The organism is Chitinasiproducens palmae (assembly GCF_900095735.1).
Classification (GTDB): Bacteria; Pseudomonadota; Gammaproteobacteria; order Burkholderiales; family Burkholderiaceae; genus Chitinasiproducens; species Chitinasiproducens palmae.
The window spans coordinates 51,319-64,210 of the sequence record NZ_FNLO01000017.1; the positions used below are offsets into that span (position 1 = coordinate 51,319).

The following is a 12,892-nucleotide window of genomic DNA, read 5'->3' on the forward strand; positions in this document are numbered from 1 at the left end:
ATGTGGAGTTCCATTAACATGGGGGACTGCTGTTTCGAACCGATCCTCGCATGTCCAATCCGACTCGACATCCCCGCTCGCTGATCTCGCTGATCTCGCTGATCTCGCTGGCGTGCGTGGCGCTCGCTTGCGCCTCCCACGCGTCGGCGCAAACCGCCGTCACGCCCAATAGCGGCGTGGCAGCCACCGGCGCTTCGTCCGTACCTTCCGCCTCGTCCGTCGTTGGCCGCGACACGCAACCGGCCGGCGCGGCAACGCAGCATGCCTCAGACGCTGACACGCCGAGCGCGACGGCGGACGGCGCGACCGAGGCCGGGCCAACGACACCGCTCGGCATCGGGCTCGAAGGGCTGCCCTACCCCGCACCGGTCTCCCTGTTGCCACTGGTCAACGCCGGCCAGGACGTACGCACGGCCTATATGGACATTGCAGCGCGTGGACAACCGAACGGTCGCACCATCGTCCTGCTGCATGGCAAGAACTTCGGCGGCTTCTACTGGCGTCGCGTGATCGACGTTCTGAGCGCCCAGGGCTTCCGGGTCGTGGTGCCCGACCAGATCGGCTTCGGACGCTCCAGCAAACCCGATCTCGCGTACAGCTTCGATCTGCTCGCCGCGAACACGATCGCGCTGCTGGACCACCTACGGCTCGGTTCGGTGATCGTGCTCGGCCATTCAATGGGCGGCATGCTCGCCATTCACCTGGCGAGCTCCTATCCGGACCGCGTACAGCGGCTCGTCCTTGAGGATCCGATCGGTCTGGAAGACTACCGGCAGCACATTCCGCCGCAAACCATCGAGGCACGCTACGCCGCGCAACTGAAGGAAACGCCCCAGGCCTACCGCGACTATGTCGCCGGCTATTTTGCCGGCCCGTCGCAAGCTATCGATTGGCTTGCCGAACCGTACATCCGGCTCAAGCGCAGTGCGGAATATCCACGCTTCGCGAAGGCGTCCGCGCTGACGTCACAGATGATCTACCAGCAGCCGGTGTTGGCCTCGCTACCGCGCATCAAGGCGCCGACCTTGCTGATCGTCGGCGGCAAGGACCGCACCGCGCCAGGCAAGGCGCAGGCATCGGCGGCCGAGCGGGGCAAGCTGGGACAGATGCCGCAACTGACGCGCGACGCCGCGCGAGCCATTCCGAATGCGCGCGTTGTGGAGATCCCCGATACCGGTCACATTCCGCACATCGAGTCGCCGGAAGCCTTCGATCGGGCGGTGACGGCGTTTCTCGCGCCGGGGCACTGAACGGACGACGGTCAGCGAGGGGCGTCGGCGCCCGATGCGTCGAGTTCGAGCATATGGCCCAGGCGCTGCTGCTTGGCCTGCAGGTAGCGACGGTTTTCCGGGTTGACATCGACGGTCAGCGGCAGGCGCTCGGCGACGACGATGCCGGCGCTCTGCAGGGCGTCGATCTTGCGCGGATTGTTGCTGAGCAAACGCACCGCCTGCACCCCGAGGTCACGCAGCATCGCCGCCGCCGCGTCGTAGCGGCGCGCGTCGACCGGCAGTCCCAATGCCGTATTCGCGTCGACCGTGTCACGCCCGGCGTCCTGCAGCATGTACGCGCGAATCTTGTTGGCCAGGCCGATCCCCCGCCCCTCCTGGCCGCGCAGATAGAGGACCACGCCAAGCCCCGCCTGCGCCACGCGATCGAGCGCCGCACCGAGCTGCTGCCCACAGTCGCAACGCAGCGAACCCAGCGCATCGCCCGTCAGGCACTCGGAGTGAAGGCGCGTGAGCACCGGCTCGCCCCCGCTCACCTCGCCCTTCACGATCGCCAGGTGTTCGACGTCGCTGGTTTCGTCCCGGAACGCGATCGCGAGGAATTCGCCATGGAGGGTCGGCAAGCGAGACGTCGCGACGCGCGTGACTCGCGCCGGTTCCACCGGTTCACTTGGGGGCAACGTCGAAACGGAAGGCAGGGACATGGAAAGCGGCGAGACCGGCCCTAGCCGGCGGCAAGGTAGACGAAACGGAAAACGAACAGCGCCGCGATCACCCATACGACCTTGGCAACGTCGCGCATTTTACCGCATAGCAGCTTCAGCACCGCGTAGGCGATGAAACCGAACGCGACGCCGTCGGCGATCGAGTACGTGAACGGCATCGTCAGCGTGGTCAGCGCCGCGGGCACTGCTTCGGACGCGTCCAACCAGTCGAGATCGGCCAGATCGCGCAGCATCAGGCAGGCGACGTAGAGCAACGCGGGCGCCGTCGCATAGGCCGGCACGGCGCCGGCCAATGGCGAGAAGAACAGCGCGAGCACGAACAACACCGCCACGACAATCGCGGTCATGCCCGTGCGTCCACCTGCCTGGACCCCCGACGCACTTTCGACGAAGGCGGTGGTCGACGACGTGCCGAGCATCGCGCCCGCGACGATCGCCGTGCTGTCGGCCAGCAACGCCCGATTGAGACGCGCCATCTTCCCCTGCGTGAGCAGGCCGGCGCGGTTCGCCACGCCCATCAGCGTGCCTGTCGCGTCGAACAGTTCGACCAGGAAGAAGACCAGCACGACATTGACGATGCCGGTGGACAACGCGCCCTTGATATCGAGCGCGAACAGGGTCGGCGCGATCGACGGCGGCGTCGAGACCACGCCGTGGAACACGTTCTGGTCGAAGATGAAACTGAGCACGGTCACCAGCAGGATGCCGAGCAGGATGGCACCGCGAACCCGCCAGTAGTCGAGCGCAACGATCGCGAAAAAGCCGATTGCCGAGAGCGCGATGGCGGGCTTGCGCAGGTCGCCGAGCGCAACGAAGGTTGCCGGATGCGCGACGACGTAGCCCGCCGACTTCAGTGCGATGAGCGCCAGGAACAGTCCGATGCCGCTGGTGATCGCAATGCGCAGCGAGCGCGGAATGCCCCGCACGATGGCCTCGCGCAAGCCGACCAGACTGACCAGCAGGAACAGGCAGCCCGACAGGAACACCGCGCCGAGGCCCGCCTGCCAGCTGAAACCCATGCCCTTGACGACCGTGTATGCGAAATAGGCGTTTAGGCCCATGCCGGGCGCGCAGGCAATCGGATAATTCGCGTAGAGGCCCATCACCAGGCTGGCGATGGCCGCGACCAGGCAGGTGGCGACGAAGACGGCCTCGCGCGGCATCCCGGCATCCGCAAGGATGGACGGATTGACGAACACGATGTAGGCCATCGTCAGGAAGGTCGTCAAGCCGGCGAGCAGCTCCGTCTTGAAATCCGTCTTCGCTTCATCGAAGCCGAAGTAGCGTTTGATCGCCTGCATGGCGGCTCCAACGAAATCCAGAAAAAGATTGACCGCGCCACGCCGCCCGCCCATTCACCGCGCCAGGCGAAGCGCGCGGGCCACGGCACGGAACCCGATCCGACCGCGGTGCGCTGGCATGCCATGGCAGACCGGTGGCGGAGCGATACGGGTCGGCCAGCGTCGGAAAACCAGCCCGGCATGCCCCGGAAACCCGCGCGGCGCCTGCAGGACGGTCCGCTCAGCGCACGCCATCGACGATCCAGGCTGCTTGCGAGCGCGCCGTTTCCGCCGCCTGACTCGAGCCGGGCGTTACCGCGCGGGCGGGTTCGTGGTCGGCGTGGCCGGCTTGGCCGGTGTCAAGGGCGCCATGATATGCGATAACGCGCAAAGCCGCCCTTCGGCGCCTTTCAGCGCCCGCCACTGCACGTCGGCCGGACCGTCGCCGAAATACGACGCCTCGCTGCGTGGTTGCTCCAGGGATTTAAGTTCGTCTATGCTTGCCGACACGGCCCGTAGAGCGCCGTCGCATGCCCGATAAGACAGTCGACAGGAAGAGAACATGAATAAAAGCGAACTGGCCGAGAAATTGGCCGCCGAGCTGGAAGTGTCTGCATCCCGTGGCCAGGAAATCGTCAACGCCTTCGTCTCCGTGGTGACGCAGGCGCTCAGCCGAGACGAGAGCGTGCAAATCACCGGCTTCGGAACTTTCGCGCCGACCGAACGTGCCGCGCGCACCGGCCGCAATCCCGCGACCGGCGCTGCGTTGGAGATCGCCGCATCGTCGTCCGTGAAGTTCACCGTCGGCAGCGCGCTCAAGAACGCCGTCAACACGCAACGCAAGAAGTAAGGCCACGCGGGCCCCTGCCCGCCTGCCGCGCCTTTCCAAGTCGCCCTGCCCGTCGACGCCGTCGCGCGGGCTAGCGGTGCAGGCACGCTCAATGCTGATACGTTCCCGAGTCAGGTTAACGGGAGTACAGCGATGAAACGTCTCGCCCTTTTTTGCGCCATCGTGCTGCACGCCGGTATTGGCGCAACGATTGCGTCGGCCGAGCCGACCCACGCCCAAGCTGCTTCCGCGCATCGTGCCTTACCGCCGATCCCGCCGGCGCCTGCCGCCACCGCCGAGCGGCACGCGCGCGCGATCGATGCCGATGACAGCGACGGAACGCCGTTCATTGTTCGTACACGCAGCGAACGGACTGCGGACGGCGCGATCGAGCGCTGGCACACCATCGAACTGCCGGTGGTCGAATCGCCTTCGGCCGGCTTGCATCCGGTCGGCAACGTCGCCATCTGAGCGACGCTCCCAACGCTTTGCCCTCGAAAAGGAGACGTGCGACGATGAATCTGCGTTCCGCGATTGGACTTCCGTCTGACGACCAAGGTAGCCCTGATTCGTTTTCGGCCGTACTTGCCGAATTGCTGCAGTCCGTCGAGTTCCCGACCACCACCGATTGCCTGCGCGACGCGGCCCGCGGCCTTGGCGCAGGCAACGAGTTGAGCGCGGCGTTGCACGGCCTGCCCGAGCGAGAATATCAAGACGCCGACGACGTCACCACGGCGCTGGGTAATCGCTGAACTGACGTCACGTCGCGGTCACCTCTGGCAGTCGCCTCTGACGGTCACGACTCGCGGCCACATCTGCTGCTAACATCTGGCGCGGCCGAGCGCACGGCCGGCAACCGCCAAGCGGCTGTGGCAGTCACGCTTGCTTGCGCGTCGATACTTCCGCGGCCTGCCAGTCATCGATGCCAATCTGCGAGTCCTCGCCCGTCGCGCAAGAGGGCCGAAGGTAATCCCCGCCCCTTGAGATCGCTCGGTGTCCTGCGGCTGCGCCGTGGCTGGACAGCGACTGAGTCTCGCGTCTGGTCGCTGTCCGCGGCGATACCCTAGGCCGCATGCCGTCGCGCCGACCGCCCCACCGGCAGCCAGCTGATGAGCCGTCTGTGCCGAGTGCACTGTTCAACACAAGCGTCAGCAACATGATCGACGCGGCTTGGCACGCACAGCTTGACTCCATCGGGCGTGCTGCCGCATTTCGACTGAGCCCGCGTGCCAACGCGACATGAGCGCAGCCCAAGCCAAACGTAGGCGCAACACAGGCACAGCAGAGGCACAGCGCAGCACCAACCGATCGATCCGATACCTAGCGCGCAACAGGCTGCGGGAAACTAAGCAACGCAAATCCGAGACTGCCTGAACACTGTCGCACGCATGTCATTTTTGACCGATTGCATGCCGAAGTGCCGACCGTCGCAACTTACCTTTGGCTCGGCTTTGCAAACAAAGCAGTCCGCGGGCTCGCCTGCGCTCCGCTGCCTCAAGCGAAGCCCGGGAGAAATTTTCAATCGCAGCCAGCACTTACAGTTCGGGAGGGCGTCGGGCGCGGTGTCTACGCGCAGCTTCGGTAAGCCCGCCCGCATGACCGCCGTCAAGTTGGCGCGGATCGTGCATTGCTTACCGCATCGACGTTTCGCACGGATGCGAAGCGCGCGACCGCCTATCCGCTTCCCAAGGAGGTGCGGATGCGCGGAAACAGCAGGTCGGGCGGCGAGGCCGAAACCCGACCGGCAACGACGACTTTTGACTGGAGAAAAGAAAAATGCTGCGACGCGCTTTCATGATGAAGACTTCCGTAATGGTGGCTGCTGCCGGTATCTCGCTGGCTGCCTGTACGACCACGCCGCCGGCGGCGTCGCAGTCGGGCCAACTCGGCAAGCGTCAGGAAATCAACTCGGGCGTCGATTCGACCCTCGCCCGCCTGTACACGGCGGCGCCGGGTTCGCGTGAGCTGGTTGCCAAGGCGCGCGGCGTGCTGGTGTTCCCGTCGGTCGTCGCGGCAGGCTTCGTGGTCGGCGGCCAGTACGGCGAAGGCGCGCTGCGCGTCGGCGGCGCTACGGAAAACTACTACAAGACGCTGAGCGCGTCGGTGGGCCTGCAGATCGGCGCACAATCGAAGGCGCTCATCTTCCTGTTCATGACGCAGGAAGCGCTTGACCGTTTCCGCAACAGCAAGGGCTGGGCAGTGGGCGCGGACGCGTCGGTCGCCGTGCTGAAGATCGGCGCGAACGGCAACGTCGACACGAACAGTGTGCGCGCGCCGGTGCAGGCTTTCGTGCTGACCAACGCCGGCCTGATGGCAAATCTGACGCTGGAAGGCACGAAGGTTTCGCCGCTGGGCGAGTAAGCTGACGGCGGGGGCGGCGCTGACCGTCCCTGCTCGCGACGTCCAGGTCGAACCGACCCGGCAAGGCCCCTCGCATTGCAGGCGGCACTGCCGGGTCGTTTTAAATTCGGGCGCCGGCTAATGGGCGCCACGACGCGCGTTCAGCGTTTGCCGGGCGCAACCACCTCGATGGCGGCCGTATCGATCAATTTGAGCCGCGCCCGTTGCCGCGCCCGCGTCATCTTGCGGTAGACGTTCAGATACTGCTCCGCCATCGCGTGCGAGGTGAAGCGCGCCTCGAACCGCTCACGGATGGTTCGACGCGACAGCTCGCCCAATCGGTTCAGCGCCGCCAGCGCGCCGATCTCGTCCTCGACGACGAAGCCCGTGACACCGTTGTCGATCACCTCGTGCACCGAGCCACGATTGAAGGCAATGACCGGCGTGCCGCAGGCCATCGCCTCGATCATCGACAGCCCGAACGGCTCAGGCCAATCGAGCGGGCACAGCAGCGCGTGCGCGTTGGCCAGGAAAGTCTGCTTCTCGCTCTCGCCGATCTCGCCGACGTAATCGACGCCAGGCAACTGCAACAGCGGCTTTACCACCTGTTCGAAATACGCGCGGTCCGCCTCGTCGATCTTGGCGGCAATGCGGATTGGCATGCCACTGCGACGCGCGATCGCAATCGCGCTATCCAGTCGTTTTTCGGGAGAAATGCGCCCGAGAAACGCAAGATAGGCGGGCTGGCTGTCGCCCAGTGAATAGAGGTTGGCCGGGATGCCGTCGTAGATCGTCTCCAGCCAGTGCGCCTGCGGCAGCATGCGGCGCTGCGCGGTCGAGGTCGAGATGACCGGCGCGGTGTCGAATGCGTCGAAGACCGGCTGTTGCTCCGGCAGGTCGAGCCGGCCATGCAAGGTCGTCAGGAATGGGGTGTCCTGGCGGGCAAACAGCGAAAACGAGTAGTAGTCGAGGTGGAAGTGCAGGACATCAAAGTCGCCGGCCCGCTGGCGCACCCGTTCCAGCAGCAGCATGTGCGGCGCGATGCGGTCGCGGATCGAGACATCGAAGCGCAGCGCGCGCGGCCAAACCGGCTCGAGCTTGGCCTCCGTGATCGAATCGCCGCTGGCGAACAGCGTGACGTCGTGGCCCAACTCGACCAGTGCCTCGGTCAAATAAGAGACGACACGCTCGGTGCCGCCATACAGCTTGGGTGGCACCGACTCCGTCAACGGGGCGATCTGTGCGATTCTCATCGCGTTCCTCCTATCAACTCGGCAAAGCGACTCGCGGTCGATCGCAAAGTGCGCTGCGGGCCGCCGCCGCATGTACGCGCGGGCCGCTCGGCCGCCAAGCCGCGTCAGGGGCGCGTCAGGGGGCGTCGTGCCGGCGGCCGTGCGCAACTCGGAAATCCCGGGCAGCGGAGCATTCGGCCTGCGCGCCCCGAAGCCGCCGGGCCGTCGGGGCCTTTTACGCTCAAGCGCTTGCTTTCAAATCCCGCAGGAAGGTATCCCGCCAGACGCCCAGATCATTGGTACGCAACGCGGCGAGCATGCTTTGGTGACGCTCCCGACGTTCGTCCAACGGCATCTTCAGCCCCCGGATCAGCGCTTCGGCCATTCCGGCGATATCGTGTGGATTGACGATCAACGCCGCGTCGAGTTCCGCCGCCGCACCCGCGAAGCGCGACAGCACCAGCACGCCGGGGTCGTCCGGATCCTGGGCCGCGACATATTCCTTCGCGACCAGGTTCATGCCGTCTCGCAATGGCGTGACGAAACCCACTTGCGCGAGACGGAACAGCGACATCAACACCCACCGGTCGTAGCGGCGATTCAGATAGCGGATCGGCGTGTAGTTGAGTCCGGAAAACCGGCCATTGATCCGCCCGGCCTCGTACTCCAGCGTACGCCTGATCTGCTGGTAAGTGGCGACGTCGCTGCGCGTCGGTGGCGCGATCTGCACCAGACTGACCTGATTCTGCAAATCCGGCGAGCTTTCCAGCAACTGTTCGAACGCCTTGAAGCGCTCGACGATGCCCTTCGAATAGTCGAGCCGGTCGACGCTCATCACCAGCTTGCGATTCTCGACACTGGTCCGCAGCTCGCGCACTTCCTTGCGCTTCGCATAGCGCGCGGCCTGATCGGCGATCTCGTCCGGGAACACGCCGATCCGATAGACGCCGGTGCGCAGCTTGCGGCCGTAGGCCTGTACGTCACGGCCTTTCGCGACGCCATGTGCGTGACGAACGATGTAGTCCTGAAACGCCTGCTCGTCTTCATCGGTCTGGAAACCGACCACGTCGTAGCAGCTGAGCGACTTGAGCAGTTCCTCGTGTACCGGCACGTTCAGGATGACCTGCGGCGCCGGAAAAGGAATATGCAGGAAGTAGCCGATCCGGTTCTTGACGCCGGCGAGACGCAGTTCCTCTGCGAAGGGGATCAGGTGATAGTCGTGCACCCAGATGACGTCATCGGGCTTCAGCAGCGGCAGCAGTTGGCGCGCCAGCCACGCATTGACGCGGCGGTAGCCGGCATACTCGTGCCGGTCGAAGTGCGCCAGGTCGTTGCGGTAGTGAAAGACCGGCCACAGCGTGCCGTTGGAGAAGCCCTTGTAGTACTGGTCGTAGTCGCGGCGGGAGAGGTCGACGGTGGCGAACGTAACGTTGCCTTCCTGAACGATGTGAGGAGGCCGGTGGCTTGCGCCTTCGGTGACGGTGTCCCCGCTCCAGCCAAACCACACCCCGCCCATGTCTTTCAGCGCGCCGAATACCCCGACAGCCAGGCCACCCGACGACCCCTTGCTCTCGGTAGGCGTCGCGACCCGGTTTGATACGACTACTAGACGACTCATCGATACGTTTGTCCGTGCCCCAGGCGCTGGGACGGCGTCAGGATGCGCATGCCGTCAGCGCACGCATGCCGCGCGCGCAGGCGCCGCGGCGACTGGCCATCCCGGCTCTCCCGGCCCGTATGGGGCTGATTTTGAGATTATTCATGATACACCATGCAACTTTCCGGCCCGAGCCGCCGCAACGGCCGGGCCGCCCGGTGTTCAGGCGAATTCGGCGCTGGCTTCCGGCACCCGTTCCAGCTGTGGGATCTCGGTACGCAGACGCGGCAGATATTCGGGGTAGTGACGAGATACGTAGGCGATCAGGCCTTCTCGAACCTTGCAGCGCAGGTCCCAATTCAACGACGAGTTGACCGAACTCACGAGTGCGCGCAACTGCATCGCGCGCTCATTGCTGTCCGTCACCTGTAGCACCTGCACGCGCTTGTCCCACTCGCTCGCCTGCTCGCAGAGGCGTTGCAACTCCCGCCGCAGCGGTTCCAGCGGAATCCGGTAATCGAGCCACAGGAATACGCTGCCGATCAATTGTGAGTTCGAGCGCGTCCAGTTCTGGAACGGATTCTCGATCAGCCATTGCAGCGGCACGATCAGGCGTCGCTCGTCCCAAATGCGCACTGTCACGTAGCTGCCGGCGATGTCCTCGACGCGTCCCCACTCGCCCTGGATCACCACCACGTCATCGAGACGGATCGGCTGCGACAGCGCAATCTGCAGGCCCGCGATCAGATTGCCCAGCACGGGTCGCGCGGCAATACCGGCGACCAGCCCTGCGACGCCGGCGGAAGCCAGCAGGCTGGTGCCGATCTGCCTGACGTTCGGCAAGGTCATCAACATTGCGCCGATGCCGATGATCAGGATCACGGCGGTAATCGAACGTGCCAATACCCGCGTCTGCGTGTGCAGCGCCCGGGCACTCAGATTGTCGTCGATGTCGAGCGGGTTGAGCCGGATGACCGCTTCCGCGAACGCGCCGGTGACGCGCGTGGCGAGCCAGGTCAGCGCGCCAACCAGCACCAGCACGGAAACCCGCCGCAGCGTGGTGATGCCGGCCAGGTCGTCCGACGCGTTCTGCCATACCAACTGCAGAACGAGGACCGTGAGCGCAACCTGCGCGGGCCGGTCAATCGACTGCACCAGGGCGCCCAGCAAGGGCCGGTGGCGCACCAGCCGGCGCAGCAGCGTACTGCCGGCGCGATGGATACCCAGACCGACCAGCAACACGATCAGCGTGAGCGCGGCGACGCCCAGCCAATTATCGAGCGGCGCCTCGGTAGCGAGGTTGACATAGTCGAGGAATTTCATTTGGACGGTCGTCTCCAATCGGCGACCGGCGCGCCGCGCCAGTCAGGGGTTAGAGGGATCGTTGCATCCCGAAATCCGCGTTGTTGCGGCGTTGTTGCGGCGTTGTTGCGGCGTTGTTGAGACGTCGCCGAGGCGTCTGTGCGGCGCTCACGCTATGTTGTCGCGGCGTCGGCGACGGCAGCGGAAACCAGTGCAGCCGCCTGCTTTGCCGACCTCTGCAATGCCCGTCAACGCGGCAATCCGCATTGATCGGCGTCCCGCAACAGCTTGGGGCCGACCCCTGCCATCTCGGCCATCGGTCGGCAATACGATGAGGCACCGTCCTGCCGGTCTCGCTGGCGCAGACAGGGCCGCTCGCCAAGGTTACACAGCCAAGGGTAAACGCTTAGCGTGAAGATGCAAGCCGCAGGCCAGCGTGCCGCCGGCATGGGAGAAGCGTGCGCTGATGCGCGCAGCCATTCGAAGCAGGCGCCCGGAGGCGCCTGCTGTGCTCAGCGGGTGGGATCGGGCCGCTGATTCGGCGTGTCCGGGATCGAGGCGCCCAACAGCGTCGCGGCGTCCTTCTCGTTGTACCGCACCGCGAAGTCTGCCGCGGTCAGGCCAAGCTGGTTCTTCATGTTCTTCTGCGCGCCCTGTTCCAGCAGCAATTTCATCGTCGACACGTGGCCGCCGCGCGCTGCCATCATCAGCGGCGTCGTGCCGTTCGGCGAGGCCGGATCGACGAAGGCCGACGCCTCCAGCAGCGTCGCGACGATCGCATCGTTGCCGGCGCTTGCCGCGTAGTGCAGCGGCGTCCAACCAGTCTTGTTCACTTCCGCGCCGCGTTCGATCAGCAGCCTGACCAGCTTCTCGTCGCCGGCAATGGCGGCCATCATCAGCGCGTTCTCGCCTGCCTTGTCCGTCTTCTCGACATCGGTACGCTTGTCGTCCAGCAGCGTGCGCACCGCGTCGTCGGATTTTTCACGCGCGCCGAGCACGATCAGCGGAAAGCCCTGCGGGTCGGTGGCGTTCGGATCGACGCCAGCAGCCAGCATCTTGCGCACTGCCTTGACGTCGTTGAACTTCATCGCCTTGATCATCGTATCGAGCGGCGCGGCATGGGCGGCCGGCGCGCTCAAGGCGCCGGCCAGTGCGAGACCTGCGCCAAGCGCGCGCCATGCACGTGCGCGCATCTGGAACGAAACGAGATTCATCGTGTGACCCCCATGGTTGAAGCATTTCGAAGATGGTGTCGCCAGCGCCGCGCGGCGTGCCGCCGTCGGTGCATCGGCCGGTAGCGGGCAACCATTCAGCTGCTGGCTGTGACGCTGCTCGCGCCGCCGCTACCCGTGTCGCAACAATGCACGCTTCATGCCGCCTTGCTGAACAGCCGGAAGAAATTGTCCGTCGTCGTCTGTCCGAGCTGCGCCGGCGCCACGCCGCGCAGTGCGGCGACGAATGCGCCGACGTGACTGACATAGGACGGCTCGTTGGTCTTGCCGCGGTACGGCACGGGCGCCAGGTACGGCGAGTCCGTCTCGATCAGCAGCCGGTCCGCCGGTACGCGTCGTGCCACGTCCTGCAGCGCCGCCGCACTCTTGAAGGTGACGATGCCGGAAATCGAGATATAGAAGCCGAGTTCGAGCGCCGCTTCCGCGACCTCCCAGCTTTCCGTGAAGCAGTGCATCACGCCACCGGCCTGGTCCGCATGCTCTTCGCGCATCAGTCGCAAGGTGTCTTCGGCGGCCGCCCGCGTATGGATGATCAGCGGCTTGCCGCACGCGCGCGATGCGCGAATGTGTCGCCGGAACCGGTCGCGCTGCCACTCCATGTCCGCGATGGTCCGCTCCCCCAGCCGGTAGTAATCGAGCCCCGTCTCGCCGATCGCGACGACCTTCGGATGCTCCGCCAGCGCGACCAACTGCTCGACGTCGGGCTCGGCCGCGTGCTCGTGATCCGGATGCACGCCGACCGAGGCGTAGACATTCGGCGCGGCTTCGGCCACCGCCAACACTTGCGGGAAGGTTTCCAGGTCGACGCTCGCGCACAACGCATGGGTCACCTCGCGTGACCGCATATTGTCGAGCAGTTCTGGCAAACGCTCGACCAATCCCTCGAAATAGATATGACAGTGCGAATCGACGTACATCGGCAGGACCTGAATACTAAGAGGAGACGCGCTTCCGGCGGCCCGTGACAAAGGACTGTCGGTCCGGCGACGCACGGGACGGGCGGCGATCGGTCACCGCGCGACGCACGCCCGGTTCGACAGCTTGCGGCGTTCGCATCCGTTGCCCGGTATGGGGTGGTTCACGCCAGGCCGCTACGACGACCGCCGGGCGGCGCTAAATGAGCGAA

At 65.5% G+C, this 12,892-nt stretch carries 12 protein-coding genes; 5 read left to right on the forward strand and 7 right to left on the reverse strand.

Going from position 1 to position 12,892, the window contains the following annotated elements:
- Positions 1–50 precede the first annotated feature (50 nt).
- Positions 51–1,250, forward strand: coding sequence for an alpha/beta fold hydrolase (locus tag BLU54_RS21875; protein ID WP_091913090.1), 1,200 nt, complete (start codon positions 51–53; stop codon positions 1,248–1,250).
- 11 nt (positions 1,251–1,261) lie between these two features.
- Here the strand turns inward: BLU54_RS21875 and ribA are convergent, their stop codons facing one another.
- A complete protein-coding gene (ribA, locus tag BLU54_RS21880; RefSeq protein ID WP_091913091.1) occupies positions 1,262–1,933 on the reverse strand; it encodes a GTP cyclohydrolase II in 672 nt (223 codons plus the stop codon).
- A 20-nt stretch (positions 1,934–1,953) separates the two neighbouring features.
- Positions 1,954–3,255 (reverse strand): NCS2 family permease, encoded by a 1,302-nt coding sequence (locus BLU54_RS21885; protein WP_091913185.1) that lies wholly within the window; start codon positions 3,253–3,255, stop codon positions 1,954–1,956.
- 541 nt (positions 3,256–3,796) lie between these two features.
- Here BLU54_RS21885 and BLU54_RS21890 point away from each other — a divergent pair.
- The 4 genes from BLU54_RS21890 (at position 3,797) to BLU54_RS21905 (ending at position 6,424) form a co-directional block, all read left to right on the forward strand.
- Positions 3,797–4,084 (forward strand): HU family DNA-binding protein, encoded by a 288-nt coding sequence (locus BLU54_RS21890; RefSeq protein ID WP_091913092.1) that lies wholly within the window; start codon positions 3,797–3,799, stop codon positions 4,082–4,084.
- A gap of 132 nt (positions 4,085–4,216) precedes the next feature.
- Positions 4,217–4,534 carry a hypothetical protein gene (locus BLU54_RS21895; protein ID WP_091913094.1) on the forward strand — a complete coding sequence of 106 codons (318 nt, stop codon included), beginning with the start codon at positions 4,217–4,219 and terminating at the stop codon, positions 4,532–4,534.
- Positions 4,535–4,578: 44 nt separating this feature from the next.
- A complete protein-coding gene (locus BLU54_RS21900; RefSeq protein WP_091913096.1) occupies positions 4,579–4,815 on the forward strand; it encodes a DUF2795 domain-containing protein in 237 nt (78 codons plus the stop codon).
- Between the two features lie 1,024 nt (positions 4,816–5,839).
- Positions 5,840–6,424 (forward strand): BPSL1445 family SYLF domain-containing lipoprotein, encoded by a 585-nt coding sequence (locus BLU54_RS21905; RefSeq protein ID WP_091913098.1) that lies wholly within the window; start codon positions 5,840–5,842, stop codon positions 6,422–6,424.
- A gap of 140 nt (positions 6,425–6,564) precedes the next feature.
- Here the strand turns inward: BLU54_RS21905 and BLU54_RS21910 are convergent, their stop codons facing one another.
- From BLU54_RS21910 to BLU54_RS21930, 5 genes are all read right to left on the reverse strand, one after another.
- A complete protein-coding gene (locus tag BLU54_RS21910) occupies positions 6,565–7,656 on the reverse strand; it encodes a glycosyltransferase family 4 protein (RefSeq protein WP_091913100.1) in 1,092 nt (363 codons plus the stop codon).
- 220 nt (positions 7,657–7,876) lie between these two features.
- Entirely contained in the window at positions 7,877–9,253 is a 1,377-nt protein-coding gene (otsA, locus tag BLU54_RS21915) for an alpha,alpha-trehalose-phosphate synthase (UDP-forming) (RefSeq protein WP_091913102.1), read from the reverse strand.
- Between the two features lie 201 nt (positions 9,254–9,454).
- Positions 9,455–10,555: a mechanosensitive ion channel family protein gene (locus BLU54_RS21920; protein WP_091913104.1), complete on the reverse strand. Its 1,101-nt coding sequence runs from the start codon at positions 10,553–10,555 to the stop codon at positions 9,455–9,457.
- A 491-nt stretch (positions 10,556–11,046) separates the two neighbouring features.
- Positions 11,047–11,748: an ankyrin repeat domain-containing protein gene (locus tag BLU54_RS21925; RefSeq protein WP_091913106.1), complete on the reverse strand. Its 702-nt coding sequence runs from the start codon at positions 11,746–11,748 to the stop codon at positions 11,047–11,049.
- Between the two features lie 155 nt (positions 11,749–11,903).
- Positions 11,904–12,683, reverse strand: a complete 780-nt coding sequence (locus BLU54_RS21930) for a TatD family hydrolase (RefSeq protein WP_091913108.1) — start codon at positions 12,681–12,683, stop codon at positions 11,904–11,906.
- Positions 12,684–12,892 lie beyond the last annotated feature (209 nt).